This window comes from Streptomyces sp. 8N114, from assembly GCF_052245835.1.
Classification (GTDB): Bacteria; Actinomycetota; Actinomycetes; order Streptomycetales; family Streptomycetaceae; genus Streptomyces.
In genome coordinates this window covers 1-23,512 of sequence record NZ_JBQQBT010000019.1, presented here as the reverse complement: position 1 = coordinate 23,512, position 23,512 = coordinate 1, and the positions used below count along the sequence as shown (strand labels likewise).

Annotated in this window: 14 protein-coding genes and 3 pseudogenes; 7 read left to right on the top strand and 10 right to left on the bottom strand. The window is 65.1% G+C overall.

From position 1 onward, the window contains the following. Window positions 1-2: 2 nt before the first annotated feature. The 7 genes and pseudogenes from dpdJ to ACTWQF_RS28275 all read right to left on the bottom strand — a co-directional run. Window positions 3-4,493 carry a protein DpdJ gene (gene dpdJ / locus ACTWQF_RS28305; RefSeq protein WP_443282541.1) on the bottom strand — a complete coding sequence of 1,497 codons (4,491 nt, stop codon included), beginning with the start codon at window positions 4,491-4,493 and terminating at the stop codon, window positions 3-5. Between the two features lie 6 nt (window positions 4,494-4,499). Then, window positions 4,500-5,180 (bottom strand): hypothetical protein, encoded by a 681-nt coding sequence (locus tag ACTWQF_RS28300; protein ID WP_443282540.1) that lies wholly within the window; start codon window positions 5,178-5,180, stop codon window positions 4,500-4,502. Next, window positions 5,177-8,242 (bottom strand): protein DpdH, encoded by a 3,066-nt coding sequence (gene dpdH / locus ACTWQF_RS28295; protein ID WP_443282539.1) that lies wholly within the window; start codon window positions 8,240-8,242, stop codon window positions 5,177-5,179. The genes ACTWQF_RS28300 and dpdH overlap by 4 nt, the downstream gene beginning before the upstream one ends. 1 nt (window position 8,243) lies before the next feature. Beyond that, complete coding sequence (dpdG, locus tag ACTWQF_RS28290; protein WP_443282538.1) at window positions 8,244-9,101, bottom strand: protein DpdG; 858 nt, start codon at window positions 9,099-9,101, stop codon at window positions 8,244-8,246. A gap of 2 nt (window positions 9,102-9,103) precedes the next feature. Beyond that, window positions 9,104-11,683: a protein DpdF gene (gene dpdF / locus ACTWQF_RS28285; protein ID WP_443282537.1), complete on the bottom strand. Its 2,580-nt coding sequence runs from the start codon at window positions 11,681-11,683 to the stop codon at window positions 9,104-9,106. After that, the gene (dpdE, locus tag ACTWQF_RS28280; RefSeq protein ID WP_443282615.1) at window positions 11,680-15,009 is read right to left on the bottom strand and encodes a protein DpdE; all 3,330 of its coding nucleotides are present in this window, start codon (window positions 15,007-15,009) and stop codon (window positions 11,680-11,682) included. The genes dpdF and dpdE overlap by 4 nt, the downstream gene beginning before the upstream one ends. 292 nt (window positions 15,010-15,301) lie before the next feature. After that, window positions 15,302-15,814: pseudogene (locus tag ACTWQF_RS28275) on the bottom strand (IS630 family transposase); the annotation flags it as partial. Window positions 15,815-16,029: 215 nt separating this feature from the next. Here ACTWQF_RS28275 and ACTWQF_RS28270 point away from each other — a divergent pair. From ACTWQF_RS28270 to ACTWQF_RS28250, 5 genes and pseudogenes are all read left to right on the top strand, one after another. Then, window positions 16,030-16,584 carry a hypothetical protein gene (locus ACTWQF_RS28270; RefSeq protein WP_443282536.1) on the top strand — a complete coding sequence of 185 codons (555 nt, stop codon included), beginning with the start codon at window positions 16,030-16,032 and terminating at the stop codon, window positions 16,582-16,584. A 316-nt stretch (window positions 16,585-16,900) separates the two neighbouring features. Beyond that, a pseudogene (locus tag ACTWQF_RS28265) lies at window positions 16,901-17,532 on the top strand (IS110 family transposase); the annotation flags it as partial. Window positions 17,533-17,629: 97 nt separating this feature from the next. Beyond that, entirely contained in the window at window positions 17,630-18,040 is a 411-nt protein-coding gene (locus tag ACTWQF_RS28260) for a hypothetical protein (RefSeq protein ID WP_443282535.1), read from the top strand. After that, complete coding sequence (locus ACTWQF_RS28255) at window positions 18,040-18,249, top strand: hypothetical protein (RefSeq protein WP_443282534.1); 210 nt, start codon at window positions 18,040-18,042, stop codon at window positions 18,247-18,249. Before ACTWQF_RS28260 ends, ACTWQF_RS28255 begins: the two co-directional genes overlap by 1 nt. Before the next feature lie 45 nt (window positions 18,250-18,294). Next, window positions 18,295-18,674, top strand: a pseudogene (locus ACTWQF_RS28250) (transposase); the annotation flags it as partial. Between the two features lie 117 nt (window positions 18,675-18,791). Here ACTWQF_RS28250 and ACTWQF_RS28245 read toward each other — a convergent pair. Then, a complete protein-coding gene (locus ACTWQF_RS28245; protein ID WP_443282533.1) occupies window positions 18,792-19,361 on the bottom strand; it encodes a GNAT family N-acetyltransferase in 570 nt (189 codons plus the stop codon). 64 nt (window positions 19,362-19,425) lie between these two features. Continuing rightward, window positions 19,426-20,175 (bottom strand): IS5 family transposase, encoded by a 750-nt coding sequence (locus ACTWQF_RS28240; protein ID WP_443282532.1) that lies wholly within the window; start codon window positions 20,173-20,175, stop codon window positions 19,426-19,428. A 501-nt stretch (window positions 20,176-20,676) separates the two neighbouring features. Between ACTWQF_RS28240 and ACTWQF_RS28235 the strand changes: the two genes are divergently transcribed. After that, window positions 20,677-21,594 carry a S1 family peptidase gene (locus ACTWQF_RS28235; protein ID WP_443282531.1) on the top strand — a complete coding sequence of 306 codons (918 nt, stop codon included), beginning with the start codon at window positions 20,677-20,679 and terminating at the stop codon, window positions 21,592-21,594. A 340-nt stretch (window positions 21,595-21,934) separates the two neighbouring features. Here the strand turns inward: ACTWQF_RS28235 and ACTWQF_RS28230 are convergent, their stop codons facing one another. Then, entirely contained in the window at window positions 21,935-22,159 is a 225-nt protein-coding gene (locus ACTWQF_RS28230; RefSeq protein WP_433098777.1) for a DUF7455 domain-containing protein, read from the bottom strand. 557 nt (window positions 22,160-22,716) lie between these two features. Between ACTWQF_RS28230 and ACTWQF_RS28225 the strand changes: the two genes are divergently transcribed. Then, on the top strand, window positions 22,717-23,512 hold a 796-nt coding region (locus ACTWQF_RS28225), incomplete at its 3' end, for an ATP-binding protein (protein ID WP_443282530.1).

Sequence of the window (23,512 nt, the reverse complement as noted above, 5' to 3'; positions counted from 1 at the left end):
GTTCACTGCTCTGACTCCTTGACGACAACCCGTACCAGGACCTGCTGGTGATCGCGGCTTACTTGGACGACCTCGCCAAACAGGCGCATCACTTCTCGGTCGACGAGGATGAGAGGCACCCGCAGCAGCACTGTCCGCAGCAGTTCCGGTTGATTGAGGGGCAGTACCAACTCCACTTCTCGCTCGTGGGTCAGCACTTCCTGATATTCCGTAACCCAGTCGTCGGCCGTTGCGTCGATGCGTGGGATGTCCTGCGCATGCACGATCGCCCCGAGCAGCCGATCCAGTACTGCGGGCTGTTCGCTGTCTCGGTAGGGCTGATACGACTCCAGGTGGTGATTGCGGGCCTGATCACCTCGAGGCCACAGCACGCTGAATGCCTGGTCCGACGTCAGCGACCGTGTCAGCGGCAACTCGCCGGCGCCGGCTGCATAAGCCAGCACCCGGGCGTCCACCTCGATGCCGAGGGCCTCCTCCAACTTGTCCCACGCTGTGATCAGCGTCCATGCGGCTGCGTCCGTCGTCCGGTCTGAGCCTGGACGCAGCAGCCGCGTCGCCAACGCCGCGACATCAGCACGCCGGGGAGCGCCATCCAACGCCGCCCATGCCGCGCGTACCTGCCCCAGTGCCGTGGTGGCTTCACCAGCTGACGCGGCAGCCCGTACCTGTGCCATCGCCTGCGCCAACTCCCCGCCTGGCTCCTCATCGACGACGTGTCGCAGGAGATCCGTCAGCCTTCGATCGGTGTACTCGTAGGCATTGGGGCGCAACGCAGCAGCTACCAGCGACCAAAAACGGGCGGGGTCCTCGCCGTAGCGGTAGGCCAGTGCCTCGACAATTCCTAGGCCGCCTTCCGACGTTTCACTGATCCAGATGGTGTCGCTGCTGCCGGTGCCGGCCGCGACATCGATGGTCAGGTCGCCGTCCTGTGCATCCGGACAGGAACGCAAAACCGCCTCGAGGATCGCCGCGGCCAACGTGTCGCGGTAGGCCCGACGGGCCAGATCGGCGGTGGCCGATTCGACGTCTGCGGAAAAGAGCAGCGTGCCCGCCTCGTCGAGGGCCTTGACTACATCGTTCTGCTGGCTCAGTGCCACCAAGTCGGCCGTTACCCGTTCGGCAGCCCCCGCCTGCGTACTACCGGTGACCGGGTCTTGCCGATACAGCATCTGGATCACTTGCGGGACGTCCTGGCTCCACGCCCCGTCCGCCAAGGCGGCGTGGATGGTCTCCGGTGAGTCGTTCTGCAGGCCGCGCACTGCGAACGCGGCCAGGTAGACCAGGGCCAACCAGCCTCGTTGGAACACGTTGGCGTGCGCCGCGATACGCGAATCCTCGGCGACCGAGCGAGTGAACGCCTTCGTACGCCACTGCCGTGAGCGAAGGTGTTCCACCACCCGCGGAGCGGTGACGTCCAAGGCAGCGACCTGTACCTGCAAAGCGTCGACGGAGGAGGCAAACCCCATGGCGGCGGCTTCACCGTCCAACGTGTAGCGCACCGACACCTGCTCCCGCGATACCGGGGTGCCACGCGCGATGTCGCACTCGGCGCCGTAGGTCATGCGGCGCACTTCAATGGGGTTGCCCGCCGCGTGGGTGGCAAAGCCCACCTCCATGATTTGGCCTTGCCATGCAGTCAGGTCCGGCACGGCGGCCTCGGTGGGGCCACCCGACCAGTTGGGCACGAATTCGCTCGCCCACAGCGGACGCCCCTGGGAGTGGCTGGCCACATCATCGGGCGGCGCGGCCAGGCGGATCACCTGAGGCCGCGTGACCAGGACCCGCCCTACCTCCACTCGGCCGCTGTCCCACCGGCCCTGCGGAAAATCACGCTCGACGATGTCTTTGAGGTCAATCATGACGTTTGTCGCGCCTGCCGGCACAGCCAGCCAGGTGCGGTGACGGTCGCTTTGATAGCCGTAGCGCCGACTGACTCGCCCGGGAACGGCTTCTGCCAGCGCCCTGCCCACTGGGAGCCGTTCCTCGCTGCCAGTGGCGAAGGGGAGTGTGAAGTCCACCTCTGGCAGATTCAGCGGATCGAACAGCGAGCGAGTGATGAACTCCGGCAAGAACGCAGACGAGCCTGCCCCGGCATCATTGTGCACGGCGTCACGGCCCGCTTGGAGACGCCGCAAAATGGTCGGCACCACGGCTAGCATCATCGACCGCGGCTGCTCCCACAGCAGCGCCAATACACCGTCGTCATCCAATGCCAAGGACCGCTGAAGATGCATGGACAGATCGGCAAACAACCCGTCGTCACCGTCCAGCAATGCAGCAAGATCAGCACAGACTTGCTGCCGCGCGCGGACGTACTTGTCACCGGAATCAGGATTGGCTGTCCCGGTCAGGAGGTGACGGGCATCCACCCAGAGGCGGCGCTGACGCAATCGGATGCCCAGCCAGTCCACCAGCGCCTGTGCGCCTTGGATCTTGAGGATATGGCGGTTGCCCAGCGGCAGAGTGCGTGCGGCGATTTCCGGTGAGAACAAGGCATCGTAGCCTTGATACGCCAACCGGTCCCGTCCGAAGTCGGACAGGGTGACCACCGTAAAGGGGCGCGTGCCACGTTCACGCCCGGCTCGGCCACGCCTCTGCAAAAAGGATGCAGAATCGTGCGGGGCCTTGTGCTGCAGCACCAATCCGACACGGGGATCGTTGAAACCCACTTCGAGCGATGCAGTTGCTACGACCAGGTCGGCGCCCGCATCCACCCCGGCATCCTGCGAGGAGGTTCGTCCGATCAGCAGCGGCCGTTGCGAGAGGTCTTCGCTGAGGTGATGCCCGATGCGCTCAGGGAGGTTCCATGACTGGCCCGCCTCATAGCGCGTATCCTGCGCCGGAAGATCTGGACTGCGCAGCGCCGCCAGCACCGGTTTGCCACGCTTACGTCGTCCGTGACGGCCTACCTGGCCGCCTTCAGCGTCCCGCAAGTCGTCGTACAACCGGTTCGTGACGTCCAGGTCATCCGTGAACAAGAAGCCGCGACTGCCGAAGAGGGACTGCCGCAGGGGGACGCTGTGGTCGAGGAGGCGTCCGTGCAGCATGGCTGTCTGGATGGCCACCGATAGCAGGCTCACGCCCGAGACGGGATCGCCCCGCAGCGCCAGTGCGTACTCGCGCCCCTCGCTCTCCAAGTCCGCCTGATGCGGTTCGATCAAGGTGACCTTGTCCGTCTCCAGACCGGTCAACTGCGCCATAAACCGATCGGCATGGCGCAGTGTTGCGCTGAGCCCAACGAACGTCACCGGAGTGCGTCGGGCGTGGCGCCAGCGCCGTAGCAACAACCCGGTCTGAGCACCTGTCGAACCAGTGTGCGTGTGCACCTCATCCAGCAGGACCACCCGCGGGCCTGCCCCCGGTGCCCAGCCCAGCACTCGGCCCAATGCAGATCCGGCACTTGCACGGTTGAGCATTTCAGTGGTGGTGAAGAGCAGTTTTGGAGGGTCATTGCACAGAGACTGCCGTGTCAGTGCCACCATCCCGGCAGGCAATTGGTGCCGACACTGCGCACACCGGAGTACTTCTTGCTGCTGTGCGATGTCGCGCCGTGACCATACCAACTGGCCGCCATCGCATGAGGGGCACGTCAGGTAGGGGCAGAGGAAACCGTCTCCCAATTCAGGCCAGGCCACCCCCGCGCGCTGGGGATCGGGATCAGAAAGGTTCTTTCCTTCCCAGGGAGTGCTTGCATACAGTACCCCGATGCGGGGCGCGCTCAAGCCTCGTTCTCGCAGTCGTAGATTTCCTGCTATTGCGTCGCGCAATTGGTCCCGCAGCAGTTCTACTCGCGGATACAGGGCCAGCGTGTGCACAGCTTTGGGGCGCCGGTCGTCGGCCAGCGCGGCGAAGTCGGGCAGATAGAACGCCAGAGTCTTACCACTGCCGGTTCCAGCGCTGACCACGATGCCGCCGGAGTCGTCGGCCTGCAGGCCTCGCAGGACCGCTTTGGTGGCGTCGACTTGGAATCGAGACAGAGAATAGGTACCGATCTGGCTGTGCGCTACCTCGGTGTGCAGGTCCGTCCACCCGGGCGTCTGTGCCAACTCTGTGATCGCCTCAGCTGCGGGAATGTTCCGCTTCGGGTAGCGGCGTTCGGTTACGTGCAGGCGATAGTCCGCCACCAGACGCCGACCTTGTTCCCACCACCGGTCGGGGAGCTGCCCTCCGGGCTGGTAGTTCCTGGGAGCGAAGGACTGTCGCAATGTTGCGGTCAGTCGCACGCCTTCAGCCAGACGCGTGCGGTAGCGTTCGGGACCGCCTGGCAGGCGGAAGAGCAGATGACGCTGCACTAGGCTGGCGAGTAGCCCCTCGCCCCCTATTTCGGCGGCCTCAGGCTCGTCCTCGGCCAGTTTCCACAGCGCACGCAGGACCTCCTCGCGGGCCAGCGCTCCCTCGGTCACCCCCCAGGACAGCAACGGCAACTCAAGATCTTCCAGTGCCGTCAGTGCACGTCCAAGCAGATTGCGGCTGGGAGCCGTCTGCGAAGTCACCGAGCCTCAGTCCGCCTTTCGAGTGACAGAGATCCAAGCGTCCTGATCGTATGCGCGGAGCAACTCGATGTCATCCGCCGTCAAGTCACGCAGCGTCAGCCCGCCAGCGTCTATGCGCTCGATCAACTGAGCAAGTGCTGGGGGCACGTCGCTGGGCGCATGCTCGACCAGGCGCTGCACTTCTGCGTAAGCGGTACAAAAGGAGCGGATCACGGTGCCGTCGACGTTTCTGCGCTCGGCGTATGCGCGGATGTCCCGCAGCAGCGTCTCTGCCTCCCGGCGCTCCGCCGGAGCCAGGGCCGCAAATCGCGCCGATGACACACCGCTCACCCGGGTGCGAGCCCACTCGCCCCAGACATCCCGGATCTCGGCGGCGATGTCCTTGGCGCAGAGTTGCAGCGTCCTTTGCGCCTCCGTGAACACCCGGTCGGCCGGAAGGCCACCACGCGACTTGGTCTCGAAACGCTCGTACGCGTGTACCAGCGCCGCCATGTCCACCGAATGTCCTGTGCGCTCCCTGAGTAGCTCGGCAATGCTCACCTGACCGGTGGCCTTCTCCAACGCGCTGCGGACCTCATCGATACGCCGCACCACACGCTCTTGCTGCACCGCGTCCTTTTGTGCCTCAGCGATGTGCCGCGCCTTATTTTGCAGTTCGCGAGCCTTCTCCAACACCGACGTGCTCACGCTTCATCCCCCGAAGCCGCTTGGGCGACGACCTGCTGCCAGGTATCCATCAAGGCTCCCATTTGCTGACTGGCGGTACTGGCTGCTGTCTGCCCGCGCGCCTCGGCGGCCTGCAGCGCATCGGTGAGGAACGTATCTGCTGACCGCAGCAGTCGATGCATGCCAGCAAGGTGCGGATCCCTCAAGGGGACAACGCCCTGCAGAGCTGCAGCCAACGCGGCGGGCCCCTCGAGGTCGTCCGTGAGCTTGGCCAGGTCTCGTTCCAGCACCGTCAAACTGGCCCAGTCCGCGTCCTCAATCTCCTTTATCAGAGTCCGAATTGCCGGAATGTGGTTGCCGCCTTCCAGCCCCAACTCGGTCGCAACCTGCAGCGAAGTGTTCAACTGGCTGAGCAGGTCTGCTGAGCGTTCGCCTCGCGGGAAACACTGCCGAATCTCGTGTAGCAGCGACACCAACTGTGCATGCTGTGCTGGCACCAGCACTCGCCAGCCTGCGAGTGGCTGTGCCGCATCCTGCGCCCACCGGGGCAGTTGAGCGGCGTCCAATTCCCACTGCTCGGCGGCACGACGCAGCAAGGGCAACGCCCGTGCAGCGTCGATGACCTGCACCGTGCCCGTACCCTGCCCCACACCGAGAGCTCCGCGTAGCGTGTCGATCAACGCCTCACGCTTGGCCAGGTGCGTGTTCAAACTCCGCTGCCACATCTCGGTACGGGAAGAGCCGTCGCTGCGCTGCCAGGACTGACCGTGATCGAAGGCGGCAGCGTGCAACTGTTCCACCGGCATGTGGGGGTGGGCGTGGCCGGCGAGTGCCGCTCCCATCAATGACACGCGCAAACCCGATACAAGGTTGTCGTCACTCAGTTGAGCTTGAGCAGTGACCCGTTTGCGCAAGACACCGGCGTAGCTGTCCGCCATGCTTGCCAAACGTACGACGTCCTGCGAGCGTACAGCCGTGAGGGTTTCAGCATTGAGCAGTATCAGACTCTTGAAGAACTCAGAATTCGCGGCGGTGCGTTTGAAGATGACAGGTGAGTCGTCCCCTGCAAGCGCCTGAGCGGCAGCTCCTTCGATGGAGACGGTGTTGGCGCGGTTACCCCAACCTGCCTGCCCAGCGTCTGATACTCCGAGCGGCTTCACCGGCGGGTTGAGCCAGTCCTGACGGTAGACGGCAGCCCGTGATACCACCGAACGCACAGTCGAGGCTTCCGTTGTGGGCAGGCCATCGCCAGCGCTCCAACTCTCCACCGCGTCCAAGTGTTTCTGCAGGCTTCGCGATAGAGTCGGCTCCCCACGCACTTGAGTGCCGCCGTTCCCCACAGGCTCTGGCGGGGATGCCGTTCTGGGCGTCTGGGAGAGTGGTTTGGTTGGGCTGGCGTCGATAGCAAGTTCAGGCAGGGAGAACGCGGCGGCGATACCCGGTTCGAGGTTGACGAGTTCAGTGGGGCTGTCGGCCCAGAATTCCAGAAGTTTTTCACGGCGGGCACCATCGGCCTGGTCGAGGTCATCGATCTGTTCGCGTACTCGGCCAGCGAGAGGGACGTCGCCGGCATCTCGATTGCTTTTGAAGCGGCTGCGGAACTCCTCGTCGGGGAACGAGCCTTCTTGAATGCTGTCGTAGCCCTCGGTCAGGACCGGAATTAGAGCCCGGCTGAGAATGGTCCGCGGCACGAAGGCGTGCGGTTGATCGGCCGGAGCGACCGCGTGGACGGTCCTGCGGAGTGCAGGCCGGTTAAACGGATACAGTCCGTGCCCTTCGGCGGACTTGCCGAACGCGTCGTGGCATGCGGTTCGAACCGGGCAATGGTCGCATTGGTTGGGGACCGACTTCCCGGCGTGAGCCTCCAACTGTTTGCGGCCCACTCGGGCTGCGTTGAGGTAGCGGCCAGCGAAGGAAGTAATCGCTTCGATGCCATCGGCCTCGTTGTTCAGGACGAGATCCAGATTGTAGACGTGGCCTCCGGTGGAGGCCTCGATTCGCGTGATTGCTGTTTCCGGCAGGTCGTGGAAGTAACCGCTGGTGATCGCCATGAGGGTGCGCATGGGGGCGAGTGCGGTGCGGCCTTCGCGCTGCGATGTCTCGGTGATGGCGTCCAGCAGATCGCGTTGGACTCCCTGGATCAGAGCAAAGTCCTCGACTAGCAAGACAATTTCTTTTCCCTGCCGTGCATAGATCTCACGAACTTTCTTCATCGCATCCAGGACGCGTCCGCCGCCGAGCGAAGACGTGGCCTGGACGGACTTTTCCCAGGATTCGTTGAGCATATCCACGGCTGCATCGCGCATCTCCGGCTTCGACAGCAACAACCGCAGCATGACCCTGGTGGGTGCGGCCACTCCCTCCATGGCGGACGTAACATTCAAGGGCAGATGATCGACGGTGAAGTGGGCAGGTCGTTCATCATCAGAATCGGAATCGGAATCGCGGTCGCTGAGCATGTGCTCGGCGAAGCGGGGGATAAACTCCCCTTCTTCCAGCATCTGATCTTGCAGGACGGGGTCTTGCAGAATTAGAGCCAGCCCCTTGGGTCCGGCCAGTTGCCGCTGTCTGCCCCGCAGTTCGGCAGACGTGGTCCCTGCCAGGGCGATCACGAGTTCATTAATGAGTCGCAGAGCCAAGGCGGAGGCATCGGTACTCTTGGTGGACGCGCGTACGTCTGCGCGGACTTGGGCGACCTCCTCGTCGTCGACACCTTCCAGCAGGGACTCGATTACATGCCGCAGGCTAGTCTTGGACTTCTCAAGGTAGATCACCTTGCGTTTGTCCGAGGCCGGGAGCTTTTCTCGAACCCAGCGCACCAGATGGGACTTTCCGGACCCGGACTCGCCAACGACCGGCATCAGCACGGTCCCCGTCGCGGTCTTGCGTCCCAGAAAATTTTTCAGTACGTCCCTCTCACTGACCATCTGGCCGGTGTTGTTGAATGATCTGCCATCAATCTTGGCACGCTGAATCTGGAGACGCGTGTGCGTGGCCAGGAACACTGCGGAAGAGGCCACGACAGCTTCGGTCTGGATTGTTGAGATGACGCGCTCGATGTCCCAGCAGACGTAGTTGCGCATCTCAGGCATCGTCGCCCTCCAGCAGGGTGATGGATGAACAAATACGTGCGGAAGATCGCTCCGGGTCGTGCAGATTGATGACTACGGAGGCGTCCGAGTCCTGCCCCAGCAACAGCCACCCCTCGTGCTCCCCACGCATCAGGGCAAAGGAGAGCGCAGTGCCTACCGCCTTGGGCATATCAAGGGTGTAGCCCAGCGAGGTGGCGAGTCCCCCGCCGGCCACCACGGGCAGGTTCTGGCGTAGCAGTTGCAGAACGCTCATGGAGTCGGTGGAGCGCCCACGCTCGAGCCCGTCGGAGAGCACTTGATGTACGGCGCGTGTGCAGTCCGGCACATGCCGGTTGGGGGCATGCGGCGTCGGTGCGAGCAGACCCAGAGCCGTGCCCCAGGCAGCAAAAGAGGGCCACCGGGTGTCGTTGGTCAGCACCAGTTCGCCGTCCGGCGCGGAGCGGTTGTGCAGTTGATCGACCGTGGCCCAGTTAAATGACTCCGTGAACGGGTCCCTCGTCAGTATCCAGGAAAGAGCACGGCGCATGTCCTCCGGCGGATCCGGAACCTCGCCGTGCACCCCCAAGATCGCTGCCCGGGTCGCGCGTTGGAACCCGGCGTAGTCGTCAACGTTGATCTTTTCCAACCCACCGGTCAGCGACCAGGCACCATCCTCGGACGCGACAGCCAACCCCAGGTCCCCCAGCGTGTTCAGCGCATGATGGACAGGACCAGAATTCCTCGCCACCTCTCCAGGCTCCAAATACACAGTGATCGTATTCTTGGCGAGGGGCTTCCCTGTTGAAGCGAGAAAACGTACTACCGCCCAAATGATGGCCGGAGATGGAGTGGGAGTGTTCAGCAACTGCATAATCAGAGCCCTTTTCTCGCATGCTGCAGAGGAAGCGCGGTCACGTGCGTGTCGAGAAGGAGTCGGCCGGGCCGTTCAGGGTCTTCTGCCTGCTCGGGATGCAGTAGATACACGGGCTCGCCCTCCGACAGGCGCATCCACGCTTCAGCGTCCACAGCGGCTGCGTGTTCCTTCTCCACCCACACCATCAGTCCGCGGACCTCGTGCACGAGGCTGCCGTCAGAGTCGAACACGACAGCTGTCGATCCGGCCTCGTCCTGAATCTCATTCGCCTTGGTCCGGCTCAGACCGGGACCGCCGAAGTAGGACACACCGGCCCGCGCCAGGCGCGCCAACAAAGGCATCAGTTCCGTGCCTCGCTCCTCGTCATTGCGCCAGTACAGGCACAGGCTCGGGCTGTAGGGGTGAAGTGCATGCAGCGGGGCGTCGCCGTGCGCCCACTCGGCGATGTCCGGGTCGGGGGACAGGGGGGTGCGATACAGCGTCCCGGGGCCTGTGGGGGGCACACCCTGGCGGCGGCAGGAAGGGCAGCCGCGACATACTGGCATCGTGAAATAGCCGTGGACGGTGTAGTACTCCACTAGATCATCGGCCAGGCACCGTCGACGCAAGAGCAGGTGCTCCATCAGTTGCAACGCGCTGTCCTGCGCCGCCTTGATGTCTTCACGAACCTGGTTGATGGCGTCGGCGAAGTAGTCGGGATTGTTCGTCTGCCCGTCCTTGAGATCAACGTCGACGAGATCGAGCGCCTGTTCGTAGAATGTATTCAGCCGTTGATCCCACGTATGGTCGTCCTCACCCGTCGTGCGCTGCGGTGGTGCGGGGGGCTTGATCTCAATCAGGCCGGCCCTCACCATGAAATTGAGGATCTGTTCGTTCCAGCTGCGGTGGCGCTTGTAGCCCTCGGCCAAGCGAGTTGGCCGGTGCGTCATGTTTAGCCGATACAGGGTGCTGTCTGTGTGGGGGCGCTGGAGGAACATGCCCTCCCACCAGCGCTCCCATGCTGTGGGTGCTGAGATGAGCTTTTGCCGATTCAGGCTCTGGGCGATGCCCCGGTCCGCCGGAGCGGTAGCGAGGTAGGCCAAAGAGGGACTGCCGTCCCGCCCGCCGCGTCCGATTTCCTGGTAGTAGCGGTCCACGGTTTCCGGCAGGCAAGCGTGGATGACTGTGCGTACATCGGTGAGATCGATTCCGAGGCCGAAGGCTGAGGTGCCGACGATGATGTCGAACTGCGTCGCGCGGGGGGTGTCGTGGCTGTGACCTGACCACCCGGTCATAGCGGTGCGTCGTTCGTCTTCGGTGGAATCACCGTGCACGGTGGCTACCCGGTGCAGTCCGGCTGCTCGCAGGCGCTTGAGCCATAGCGTGGCGTCCTCACGCCGGGTCACATACAGGGCCATGGGCTTGGGTAGCCGAGTGACTGCTTCGAGTACGGCCTCGGCACGTTCCTCCTCACTCGGAAAGGAGTCGAGGAAGTAGGCGGGCTCCTGCCGCAACTCCGATGCCCACACCAATTTGGCCTGCCGGGGCCGGGCGAAAAGGCTCTCCAGCGTGTTGACCTGCTGCTGCGTGAGAGTGGCACTCATGGCTACGGTGCGCGGAGCCCGCCGGTGGCCGGCTGCGCTGATCCAGTTGCGCCGCTGCGCGGCCAGAGACTGAAAGGCTGTGCGGAAGTCGTTGCCCCACTGTTCGACCAGGTGAGCCTCGTCCAGAACGAGGTAGTGCAGATGCCCTGCGTTGGCAGCCTCCAGAAGGGCCGCCTGGAGTCCCATGGTCACCGCTTCGGGGGAGGCCACTACCAGACCTTGGCGTCCGGAGACGATGTCGTCGCGGATCCGCTGCTTGGCAGCGGCATCAAGCGAGCCGACATAGGCATACCGGCGCTTGTCGGCGTTGGGATCACTGCGGCTGAGCAGGCTGCGGATCCTGCGTTCCATGTCGATGGCCAACACCACGGTAGGAACCACGAGCACGGATACGCCGCCATGGGCGCCGGCCAGCAAGCACGCGGCGAGAGCCACCGGCGTCTTGCCGTGCCCGGTGGGAAGGCAGACGATCGCCGTTTCCCCTGGCGGCATCATCGCCAGCGAACGCGCAGCCTGCTGCTGTCCTCTGGAGAGGTAGTGACGGTAGCCGCTCACGCGGGTCCAAAACGGGTCGGCTGTCGTGTAGTCCAACGTTCGCCGCATCGGAGAGTCAGCCCCCAAGACGGCATTGCGAACCTGGTCGAGCGCTGCCTCTGCTGCTGCCGGGGACTCCTGCGTCGGGGCCCACGGGACGCCGCGCAACAAGACCCGCTCACCGTCGAAGAGCACATCCAACCCGCCCTCCTGCCACTGCTCACGCGTTGGCAGGCCTGCCCGCAAGGGAACCGGAAGCGGGTTACTGTCTCCTAAGGCGTGAGCGCGCAGCAGGATTTGGTGTGTCAAGGAGACGACATCACGCCATCCGCTGTCGCGGCTGCTCAGTCCGGCCAGGGCATCGGCCAAGCGGCGCACCGTGCCCGCCGGGGCCACGTCTGTACCTGCTGTTGGCCACGCCGCGAACAGGCGCCGGGCCTGTCCCCACTCGTCCATGCTCATGCTTGCACGTACTCCAAGCCGCGACGCACGACACAGACGGCCGCGACGATACGGATCACCGGACGGGACAGCCCCTCGGCCAAGGCCTGCAAAATGGCTGCGTCGGTGACCAAGCCTTCGGTATCTCCCACCAGGTGTCCGGCTGCGCGTCGCGCACCGCACTGTGCGCTGAGGACGGCTGCTACTTCCAACGCCTGTTGTTTCGCCTCTTCGCACGTGGCCGCCAGATTCGTGTGCTGGTGCAAGAACCCCAGGGCTGCTTGCGAAGCCTCGCGGGCAAAAAGGGCGGTAGCCTCCTGACCGCCGAAGAGGGCGAAGTACTCATCAGCGCGTGCGCTGTTGTAATTACGGTCACCGTTGTTCTTGTTGTACGGCTCATTCAGCCACGCCAGTTGCGCCGGATCGGTCACCGCCTGGTTTGTGCCCCCTTCCACCCAGACTCGGTGCATGAACGGAGCCAGGATGCGGTCCGCCTGCCGGCGCAGTGCCCGTCCAGCGTCCGAGCTGTTCTCCACGCAGGATAGGGCGGTTGCAACGTCGGCTTCCACGAGGAAGTCGAAACCGTAGTACGGCTGAGGCTCCTCACCACGAGGCATGTAATGGTCGACGCGGCGGAAAACGGCGCTCTGTCCCAGGTCGTCGTTGCGGACGGCTTCACTGAGTAGATCCACTAGCGGATTGCCCAACCGAAACAACCGCACGCCGGGGTGGCGCAGCGCGGTGGAACGGTTGAATACGCCCGATGCCAGAGCATCGTCGGTGATCCGCTGCTGCACTCGCTGCCAATGCCGTGGCGCCAGCAAGGGGCGTGCCGAGCGCACTGCGAAATCCACCGTTGGCGCGCCATCGACCGAACGTGTCACAGGGGGCAGACGGATCCCTCCGCCGTCCTTCCCGGTGTAGCGCAACAGCGCCGACTGGATCTGCGCCCAATCCGTTTCCATGTCGATCAAGGACGTGGGCACACTGCGCAGCCCCTGGCCCGCGGTGTGGATGGACTCCAGAAGATCCATCTTGGCGATCTCCTGTTGCTCTGCCTGCAACTGATGTCGTACCTGGTCCCGTTGGCCCAAGAGCCCTTCGGGCCCTGCGGCAAAGGCCCGTGCCCACACACCGTCAAGAGACTGGGCGATGGCATCCTGCAGAGTGGAGGTGGAGTCGTCGAAGACCTGATAGCCCTCGGTCAGCAACGTCGCCCATGCCTCGCTGAACGAGGCATCGCACCCATTTTCATCTGCCAGACGGAACTGTGGTGCTGGTGTTTGCTGCCCGCTACCCGGCGCGCCGGGGTAGCGGTCGACGCGCCCCAGTCGCTGCTCCAACTGATTGGCGGACCAGGGCAGCCGCAGATGAAAGACGCCGTCCGCCACCTGGAGGTTCAAACCGTCCTCTGCGGAGTCGTCTGCGACAAGTACCGCCTGTCCCGTGGCGCCCGACCACGCCATGAGCCCATCCGCCGCATGCCCAGATTCTCGGCGCCGGGAATGCTCGACCACTGTCAGGCGGCCAAAGCGGCCTTGAAGATACTCGGCCAGGTGAGCGGCCAACTGTCCCGGACCGCAGAAGATGACCGACTTCTTCAACCGCCGCATATGCGGAAGCAAGGCATCGACGAGGACCCGCATGTCCTCGCGCGTAGGAGAGTGCTCTCCTACGTCCCCGCTGTTCAGGAGGCTGGCTTCGACGGTCAGCACCGGGGCCGCGGTCAGTAGAGCCGCCTCGTGTGCGCTCAAACCGGCTCGTTCTGCAGCCGAAGGGTCAGCGTGCACGCGCCACCGCAGCACATCCATAACATCCTGCGGCAGCACCGTAGCGCGGGCCGCCAGGACCGCCAGGACCATGCTGTAGGCGCCGCTGCTGTCCGTGGCTGCCTCGTTGTCCAGGTGGTCGCGTACCTGATTCCACCACTGCAGGACCAATTCCGCTCCCGTTTCGCCTGCGCCGGCGGGCGCGGTGATGAGCGTAGGACGGGTTCGGCCGCGTACCGCATACGACAGCCCCACCGCATCGGGGTCGCTGCTCTCCTGCAGTACCGCCTCGCGCCGATGGCGGATCACACGTCGGTGGATACGGTAGGTCTCGCTGAGATGGGCACGTACCTGTGCGACCCGATAGCTGAACTCGCCCTGCAACGCGGAGTCAACCAACTCTTCTTCATCGTCAAGCAACGCCAGGACATCTTGGGCGAGTTGGTGGAAGCGCGTGTCGGTCTCCGGGAGCAGTTTGGCGATGTCCTCGAGACTGTCCCGGATCACGTAGTTCAAATCCGGATCCAGCGATTGGATACTGTCTGCTAGCGCCGAGCGCATCGCGTAGCGCTGCTCGAACTCGGCTTGCTGGTCCCACCGGTACAGCTCAGGATCCAGCAGGTGCAGCAGTCCAAGATTGGTCAGGTAGTGCGATGTCACGGGCGTTGCAGACAACAGCAGCAACCGCTCCGCCGAGTGCGCAAGCACACACAGTTCCCGATACGGCGACTGCTGCGGGCCCGACTGCACCAATGAGTGCGCCTCATCCACGACCACAAGTGCGAACCCTGTGTAGGCGTCCCACTTGTGCGGAGTCTCATGTGAGGTGATGACCAGACGTTCGGCCGGAAAGTCCCCGATATGGAACTTCTCCTGAAGCTCCCTCAGCCACTGTCGGCGGAGTGCAGCGGGGCAGACAACCGCGACCCGCGCAGCCGGATCATCCAGCAGTACCTGCCGGATCACAAAGCCCGCCTCGATGGTCTTCCCCAGGCCTACCTCGTCGGCCAACAGATAACGCTGGACGGGATCGGACAACACTGCCAGCGCTGCCTCTACTTGGTGCGGGTAGACCTCCACCGAAGAGGACAAGAACGTGCTCATCCCGGCGCATGCGCCACGTTGCCGCACCAGACTGTGCAACATCGGCAAGCGGGCGTCCCGGAAGGGCGCCGTACTGCCCCCACGCACGGCGAGATTGGCCACGGGATCCTGCACCGGGCGATCCCAACGGACGTAGAGATCGTCCACGGGAACCGGGAGATCGTAGTCCGAGTTGGGGAACCGCACGATGTACTCATGCACGCTGGCATGAACAACGCGTCCAGCGTTCCATGCCCCGTTGCGGCTCTTCCACCAGATGTGCTCCTCGCGGTCGAGGAGCACCCGCTGCGCCGCTGAAGCCGCAACCCATTCCGAGTGCACAACCGTCGTGATCGGCGATTCGAAGTAATCGACGCGGATGCGTCCCCCCTCTTCCCTCCCGATCTTGCCGATGCCCGGTCCGCCCTGTACCCGGACGAAAGTCCCGCACAGGGAACCGTCCGCACGACCGTTGTTCATGCTCTTGTCCCCCATGTACAGCACGGCTCGCCCCTCCCCAGGCGCAACGCCCCCTGAGCGCTATAGCCGCATATCCTCCACCGTCTGAGCACATGCCTAAGGTGGTTGAACCTTTAAGGGTGCGCTGATTCCGGCAGGGAGGCGCTAGGCACGCCAAGGGTGTAGCGCGCACAACGGATGATAGGGGATGGGAACGTCCTCTCGTCAGCGTTCCCGCAGGTTGGCGCCTTAGGAAGTGATGGGCCGCATGTCGCCGGGGAGGCAGTCCCTCCTGGGGTCACACGGCCCGCGGACTGTGACCCGGCCCCACCTCCGGCTCGCCTTCTTCGGGTATGACCTCACCGACGGCGATCGCGTACAGGTACTCGACACGCGCCTGTTAGGCGCATAGCCCGGATCGCGGGCTTCATGCGTTGAAAGGAGCGTCTTCCTCGCGGAGCCGGATGCGCAGGTCCTCGTGGCTGATGTCGTCGACCACCCCCTCAGCGACCAGTGAGTCGGCCAGCTGGCCAGGCTCCCGGTGGAAAACGGCAGGACGTGCTCGGCTGGCCGGGACTTGGCGATCTTCTTGATCTTGCGGCGCTCGGGAAGGGTGAAGGTACTTCGGTCGGACGCCCTTGTACTTCGGGCACAGCGAGTCACAGCCGTCGGTGTTGGAGTTGTGGATGACGTCCCGGATCCTGTCGTCACTGGGAAGGTCACCTCGGCGACCTTCGCCACGGTCATGCCCTGGGCGGACAGCAGCACCATCTGGGCCGGCCGCCAGGTCACCACTGACCCCGTGCCGGCGGCGGATGTTCAGCAGCAGCCGTCCGCACAGCTTGGGGAAGGACTGGCTACTGTGTCCGTCTATTTCCGTGCCGGGACTGCGCTACATCGCCGACTGGATCAGTTCGGAGGCCAGAGACACTTTGCTCTCGGACATTGACGTTCCATTTGTAGATCGTGATCTCGACGGTGGGGCGGAGCTTCGGTCATGTGTACGGAGCGAAATCGGATCGCGTGACGCGGTCAGGGGCGGGCACGCTGCTTCCCATGGATCAACCGGAAGTGCTGCTCATCGGAGGGCGTGCCGGTGTCGGCAAGACGACGGTGGGGTGGAAGGTGTCGGCGAGACTCCGCGCTGCGGCGGTCGCGCACGCGATTGTCGAGGGTGACTTCATGGGCCAAGTGCATCCGGCGCCGGAAGGGGATCCCCACCGCTCGGAGATCACTGAGAGCAATCTGACGGCGGTCTGGGCGAATTTCGCCCGGCTCGGCTACCGCCGCCTGATCTATACGAACACCGTGAGTGTGCTGCCCGGGGCGGCAGGCATGTTCGAGCGCGCCATGGGAGCGGGCGTGGGGATCGTGCGAGTGCTGCTCACGGCCTCCGACACCACTACCGGCGAGCGGCTGGCAGGCCGGGAACTCGGCTCGGAGTTGGAGCAGGAGCTGAAGGGCAGCGCCCGCAAGGCGCGGCTCCTGGATGAGCGGGCACCCGCGGACACGGTGCGGGTGGTGACCGACGGGCGGCCTGTCGTGGACATCGCGAGTGAAGTGGTGGCCGCCACCGGCTGGATCGGGCGGCACTCAACTGGGCGATCCTGATCTTGCTGGCCGGAGCCCATACGGGAACCGGTGCGACCACGCTGATCATCAGTGTGGGAAGACGGAAGATCAGTCGGTCCTACCTTGTTGCTCGGGGTGATTAGGGCCAGTCGTTAGGTCTTGGAGGCCCAGAGCCGCCGGGTATGGCTTTCAGTCGGTTGCCCACAATGGTTCCCGCCACCTGGCCGCCCGGCGTCTCGCAAGAACTCGGCCGCTGATTAGGAGCTGCGGGCACACGCACGGTGGATCGCTGAGTAGGACCACGCCGGCGAGGTCGTCCAGGAGAACAGCGCACGCTGAACGAGTGGAGGACCAGGTGGCCCGGATCTGGGCGGGGACGGACATCGGCAAGACGCACCACCACGCCGTGGTGCTGGATACCGAGGACAAGCGGCTGTTGTCGGGGCGGGTGCTGAACGACGAGCCGGAACTGCTGGCCCTGCTTGCCGACGTAATGGCCATCGACGAAGACGTGGTCTGGGCGGTTGACGTAGCCGACAGCATGGCCGCCCTGTGAATCAACATCCTGCTCAACCACGGTCAGCAGCTCGTCTACATACCCGGCCTCGCGGTTAACCGTGCGTCCGCCGGCTACCGGGGGCACCGGCAAAACCGACGCAAGGACGCCACCGTCATCGCCAGCCAAACCCGGATGCGCCGGGACCTGACCGCGCTGCGACCGGACGACGAACACGCGCCATCGAGCTGCGAGTCCTCACCGGCCGCCGAGCCGACATCAATGCCGATCGCCCCCGCCGGATCAACCGCTTGCGCGGCCAGCTGACCAGCACCTTCCCAGCCCTGGAGCGGGCACTCGACCGGGATAACGTCGGCCCTCTGATCCTGCTGAGCGGCTACCAGACCCCAGCCTCCCTGCGGCGTACGGGCCGCAGGCGGCTGGAGACCTGGTTGCGCAACCGCAAGGTCAGCGGCGTCGAAGCCTTGGCCGCCGGGACACCCATACCGTCGGCGTGGACCCGAAACGCGCACTCGCCTCCCGCAAAATCGGCCGAGCACTGGATGCCGGTGTACCCCCGCTTCCTGGGTGGCCGGGGATGAAGTCCATGGAGGCAACCTGCACCTGCGGACAGAGCTGGAGAGACGCGAGATCGGCTACGTACTCGCCGTCGCCCATGACCACCAGGTCACCACCAGCGCGGGCAAACTCCGCGCCGACGCCCTGATCAAGAAGCTGCCGAAACCGGCCTGGCAGAAACTCTCAGGCGGCGCCGGAGCCAGGGGCCACCGCTTCTACGGCCGGGCCCTGGCCGACATCGTCGACGACCGGCCACCACCACTGCTCTTCACCGCAACCGGCGCACTCGCCCCTTCTACCTCTCCTACTCAGCAACTCATGTGCCGCTGTCTACCCTGGTGCAGGTGCCGGACGCAGATGGATGTCGAGGAGACTTCCAGTCTGGCAAAGGGCTGGCCGGACTGGACGAACAAGGTCTGATGCTGGACGTCCTGGCACAGCTGGGGTCACCTTCGCGCTGCTCGCCCAGGCCCTTCCTCGCCGTCGTCCGTGCCGACGAGCCTTCCTGCCACCCCGGGCCGGACGACCTGATACCGCTCACCTGCAATGAGATCCGGCGCCTGTTCATCGCGCTCGTCGTCCGGCTCGTCCACGACGCGGCCCACCATCTTGACACCACCCACTGGTGACGCCCCCGCCAGGCCCGATCCCAGGCCAGCCACTATTGGAAGTTCCGGTACTCCACCAACCACCAGATCGTCATCGACGCCGACCCGGCTGGTCGCCGCGGTCGATCGCCCGGTGGCGGGCAACCGCAACGACTGCAAGGCGTGGGAGATGTCCTGGGCGTCGGCGGCAACACCACGGTGATCGGGGACGGCGGCTACCGGGGGCACCGGCCTGGTCATCCCGCACCGCCGAAGAGCGGGGCCAGGCCGAGAAGCAGGGCTGGAAGGAGATGGGGCAACACCTCGCACTGCAGGGTCCGCGCGTTAAACAAGCCTTTGCCCGGCTGAAGGGCTGGAAGATCCTCCGCGCCTGCCGTCTGAGAGGCGACTGCATTCACCACGCCATGCTCGGCATCGCCCGCCTGCACAACCTCACCCTCGCCGGGCGGCCACGGATCCACCGGGACAGCAAGCACGTCCGATCGATTTACGGGGACAGCCACAAGAAGCGTCTCGTTTGGTGTGCTGAAGCGACTGGAGTTGAGCTCGATCGGTTCAGGTATTCAGGGGTGGACAGTGCTGTTAAGGGGCGATGTAGGGCGGTTCAGCCGCCAGACCACGTCGATCCCGCTGTCTGAGGGAGCTGCGGGCGGCGATACCTGCTCACGCCTGACTTCGGTGAAGCCCAATCGCGGCGGTATGGCGCCGCTGGAGACGTTGGCCAGGTCGTGCGCGATTTCCAGGTACTTCACGTCCGGAAGGGTAAATGCCTCGGTCACCATGGCCGCAGCCGCTCTCGTGGCGATGCCCTGGCCGGTGGCGGCAGGGTGCAGCCAGTACCCCATGCTCCAGCCCTGCGGTTCGGCCGCACGGTGGGTCGAGCACATGCCGATCAGCGTGCCGTCCCTGGTGATGGCGTAGTTGAACGCGTCACCGCTGTCCCACTTCGACTCGGACTTCGCGAGGAAGTTGCGAGTGCTCTCCTCGCTGTGACTGGCGACCCACGGCATCCACGGCCGCAGGTGGTCCAGCGACTCCGTGATCAACCTGAACGCCAGCTCAAAGTCGCTCTGTCCCCGCCAGCGTCGCAGGGCGAAATCTCCGCACTCGATGCTCTGCCTCGGCCGCTTCATAGCGGCCATGATTATTTCGCGGAGCAGTTCACCGCAATGGGATATCGAAGCACCGGTAGGCCATCTACCTGGCAAGACGGCGGTAGCAGATCAGAGCGGCAGCGATGCCGGCGAAGGCCAGGAAGTGTGCCGCCTCGCGCTCGCAGCGGCGGTGAAGGCGGCGGCATCCGGCCAACCACGCCATGGTTCGTTCCACGGTCCAGCGGTGGCGGCCCAGCCGCTGGGATGACTCGATGCACTTGCGGGCGATGCGCGGGGTGATGTTCCGCGAGCGCAGCCACCGTCGCAGGCGGTCGTAGTCGTACCCCTTGTCGGCATGGAGCTTGATGGCCCGGCGCCGACGTGGTCCGCGGCGGGAGCGGATGGGTGTGATGCCGCGCACGAGGGGTTCCAGGCCCTGGCTGTCATGCACGTTCGCGGCGGAGGTGCCGATGGAGAGAGGCAGACCTGTTCGCTCGGTGACCAAGTGGATCTTTGATCCCTTCTTGCCGCGACCTACGGGATTCGGACCCGTCAGGTCCCCCCTTTTAGGGACCGCACGTTCACCGAGTCGATCGCGCAACCGAGACCAATCCAGATCCCCACAGGCGCCGAGCTCGTCCAGGACCAGGCGGTGGAGCTTGCCCCACACCCGGGCCCGGCTCCACTCGGTGAACCGCCGGTGCGCGGTCGGCCCGGACGGGCCGAAGCCCGGCGGCAGCTGCCGCCACGTACAGCCCGTCGTGGCAACGAACAGGATCGCCGCGAGGACCTGCCGGTCCCCATACCGGCGGCGGCCACCGCCTTGCGGACGCACCGGCGCCAACGGCACCACCCGCTAGAACAACTCCCACAACCCGTCCGGAACCAGACGCTCCACCATCGCCAGGCAATGAGCCTAGTGATCAAGCCAGTTGAGATGACCTCCTAAGACGGACCTCGACTCTCCGGGAAGCGCCTTCCTTCTGCGGGTCGAGATGCTCAACCCAAGATATTTCCACGCTTACGCTTACGAGCGACCTGCGAATATGCAGGTCAAGCACAGCGCTCACCCGTCCATACTGCGGGACTACCTGGACTGACCGGCACAGCAGCAGAGGCAGCACTGGCATACGCGGAGGCCGGTGAACCCGAACCATGGGTTCACCGGCCTCCGCATTGCTGTTTCAGCTGGGCCCTGGTTGCGGGACCGGGACGCGACCCTCGCATGGGCCCCCGATGTCCGTTCGGGTGAACGACCTTCGGGCGGCATTCCGGGCGGCCCGGGATGCGACCTGCGTCGATACGGAACACCCTGGGTAGTCACACAGTTCCGTATGGTCAGGAGGTCGGTCTCATGCTGTCGATGCGCTGTAAGCGAACACGGGCCAGCCGCACCCCGGGGCTCCCCGGAAATCGTCTTCTCGTCCTAGGGACGGCGCTGATAGCGGCGCTGCTCGCTCAGGCGGCCCCACAGGTCGCCACGCAGAGCGCCGCGCACGACAAGGGCCCTGAAGACCGTGTTGTCATCGGCGGCGGCGCTGTGAGTGCCGAGGCGCACCCGTGGGCCGTGGCGCTCTCCAGCCGTGTCCGGTTCGGCCCGCAGCGCTCGGGCCAGTTCTGCGGGGGTGCCGTTGTCGGTCCGCGTACGGCGATCACGGCTGCGCACTGCCTCAGCCGGGAGGTGCTGGGGACCGATCCGTCCCAGGTCGACGACCTGCGGGTGATCACAGGGCGCGGGGATCTGACGAGTACGACGGGCAAGGAGATCGCCGTCGAGTCGACGAAGGTCAACCCCGATTACGACTCCAGGAGCAACAAGGGCGATGTCGCCGTACTGCGGCTGGCGTCCGCCGTGCCGCAGCAGTCCGTCATTCCGATGGCCCACCAGGGAGATCCGGCTTACCGGCCGGGTACTCCGGCCTCGGTCTACGGCTGGGGTGACACCACGGGGCGCGGGGATTACGCGACCACGCTGCACTCCGCGCGGGTGAACGTGCTGCCGGACGCGAATTGCCGGCGCGCGTTTCCGGGCTCGGCGAACGGTACCTACGACCCGGCCACCATGATGTGCGCAGGGCTGAAGCATGGCGGCAAGGACGCCTGTCAGGGGGACAGCGGCGGCCCGCTGGTCGCCCACGGCAAGCTCGTGGGGCTGGTCTCGTGGGGCATCGGCTGCGGCGAACCGGGCCGTCCGGGTGTCTATACGCGGATCTCCGCGGTCGAATCGGTGATCCGGGCCCAGGGAGTCGCCGCCGGGCCCATAGGGACCTGAGAGGGCTGCCGAGTGCCCTCCTGGCGCCGCGGGACGGCCCTGGCAGCTGAGCGGCGGGCCCGGCACGCCACCAGCTGTGCGGGTCAACGCCGCGTCGACCGCCAGCCGTGCCGGTCAACGCCGTGCCAGCCAACGCCATACCGGGTCAGCGTGCCGCGCTGGTCAGTGCGGGGCGGCACGGAGACGGTGAAGTGCGCCGTATGGGCGGGGAAGAAATCCGGATCGGCCGGGAAATGACGAGGGCGGGCGGTTCTCCCGGTGTCGGGAGGACCGCCCGCCGGTTCCGGCCTGTGCCGGGATAGCTCGTCGGACGTGGACGCGAAGGCGTCGAATCAGCAGGTCATCGTTCGTCTTCGGTGGCGGGAGTCGCGGTGAGCTTCTCCGTCTCGTCCTGTATCTCCGCGGCGATCTTCTTGAGTTCCGGCTCGAACTTGCGGCCGTGGTGGGCGCAGAACAGCAGCTCTCCGCCGCTCGTAAGGACAACGCGCAGGTACGCCTGTGCGTTGCACCGGTCACAGCGGTCTGCTGCCGTCAGCGGAGTCGCGGGGGTCAGAACTGTAGTCACGTCGCCTCTTCTCTAGCTCGACGAGCTGTCGTACCAGGGTCAACATCCAACCAGGCCGAAAACGTTCCCGCACTGGCCTTCATTCCCGGACTTTTTTGCCCGGGAGGCCGGATTGTTGCCGGGTGGCGGCGAATGGGCCGTATTGCAGGGGTTGGGAGCTTTCCGTCGGTGGCCGTCGGTTGTGGTCCGTCGGTGTGTTCGGTCTTTTGTTGGATCTGTGACGGTGGGTGGTGGCGGGCTCTGCCAGTGGCGCTGACAGGTCCTCGTCGTGCCGTTGTGTTGTCTTCCGGCTCCGGGCCGTTCCAACCCTTCGTTGTGGAGGACGTGCCCGGAGCCTAAATGGTTCATGCCTGGATGGGAACGTGATGTGTGCGGCACCCGGACCCGTTATCGAACAGAATATCGAAGGTGAGCTAGCATGGCAGTTCTCCTGATCCGTCTCCTGGGTCGCACACGTCCGTCTCCTGGGTCGCGCACCACGTGCCGTCCTGGGCCTCGGTACCCTCTGACGCGGCAACCCAGCCGTCTCAAGCAGAATTCAGCGAGGAGCGAACCGCGTGACCGCCGATATGTCCGTGACGTCCACCGCACTGCTGACCGGGGCAGACCGCGAGGGCGGCTCCAATTACACCGCGCGGCATCTGCTCGTCCTGGAAGGGCTGGAGGCTGTCCGCAAGCGGCCGGGCATGTACATCGGCTCGACCGACAGTCGCGGCCTGATGCACTGCCTTTGGGAGATTATCGACAACTCGGTTGACGAAGCCCTGGGCGGGTACTGCGACCGGATCGAGGTCACCCTGCACGAGGACGGCTCGGTCGAGGTCTGCGACAACGGCCGGGGCATCCCGGTCGACGTGGAGCCCAAGACGGGGCTCTCCGGCGTCGAGGTCGTGATGACAAAGCTGCATGCGGGCGGCAAGTTCGGCGGCGGCTCCTATGCGGCCTCCGGCGGTCTGCACGGCGTGGGCGCCTCGGTCGTCAACGCCCTCTCCTCCCGGCTGGACGTCGAGGTCGACCGCAGCAGCAGGACGCACACCATCAGTTTCCGCCGCGGTGTGCCCGGCATCTTCACCGAGTCCGGGCCCGACGCACCGTTCGACCCCTCCAGCGGGCTGCTCAAGGGCAAGAAGATCCCCAAGAACCGCACGGGCACCCGGGTGCGTTATTGGGCGGATCGGCAGATCTTCCTGAAGGACGCCAGGCTCTCTTTGGAGACGTTGCATGCGCGTGCCCGTCAGACGGCGTTTCTGGTGCCTGGGCTGACGATTGTCGTGCGGGACGAGCGCGGGCTGGAGGGGGAGGGTGTCGCGGAGGAGACGTTCCGTTTCGACGGTGGTATCAGCGAGTTCTGTG

Bases quoted from the DNA above. Each gene is read 5' to 3' on its own strand.
- ACTWQF_RS28270 (WP_443282536.1), top strand. From the start codon at position 16,030: ATGGATCAACCGGAAGTGCTGCTCATCGGAGGGCGTGCCGGTGTCGGC.
- ACTWQF_RS28245 (WP_443282533.1), bottom strand. From the start codon at position 19,361: ATGAAGCGGCCGAGGCAGAGCATCGAGTGCGGAGATTTCGCCCTGCGA.
- dpdG (WP_443282538.1), bottom strand. From the start codon at position 9,101: ATGCAGTTGCTGAACACTCCCACTCCATCTCCGGCCATCATTTGGGCG.
- dpdH (WP_443282539.1), bottom strand. From the start codon at position 8,242: ATGCGCAACTACGTCTGCTGGGACATCGAGCGCGTCATCTCAACAATC.
- dpdE (WP_443282615.1), bottom strand. From the start codon at position 15,009: ATGGGGGACAAGAGCATGAACAACGGTCGTGCGGACGGTTCCCTGTGC.
- ACTWQF_RS28235 (WP_443282531.1), top strand. From the start codon at position 20,677: ATGCTGTCGATGCGCTGTAAGCGAACACGGGCCAGCCGCACCCCGGGG.
- ACTWQF_RS28255 (WP_443282534.1), top strand. From the start codon at position 18,040: ATGCTGGACGTCCTGGCACAGCTGGGGTCACCTTCGCGCTGCTCGCCC.
- dpdF (WP_443282537.1), bottom strand. From the start codon at position 11,683: ATGAGCATGGACGAGTGGGGACAGGCCCGGCGCCTGTTCGCGGCGTGG.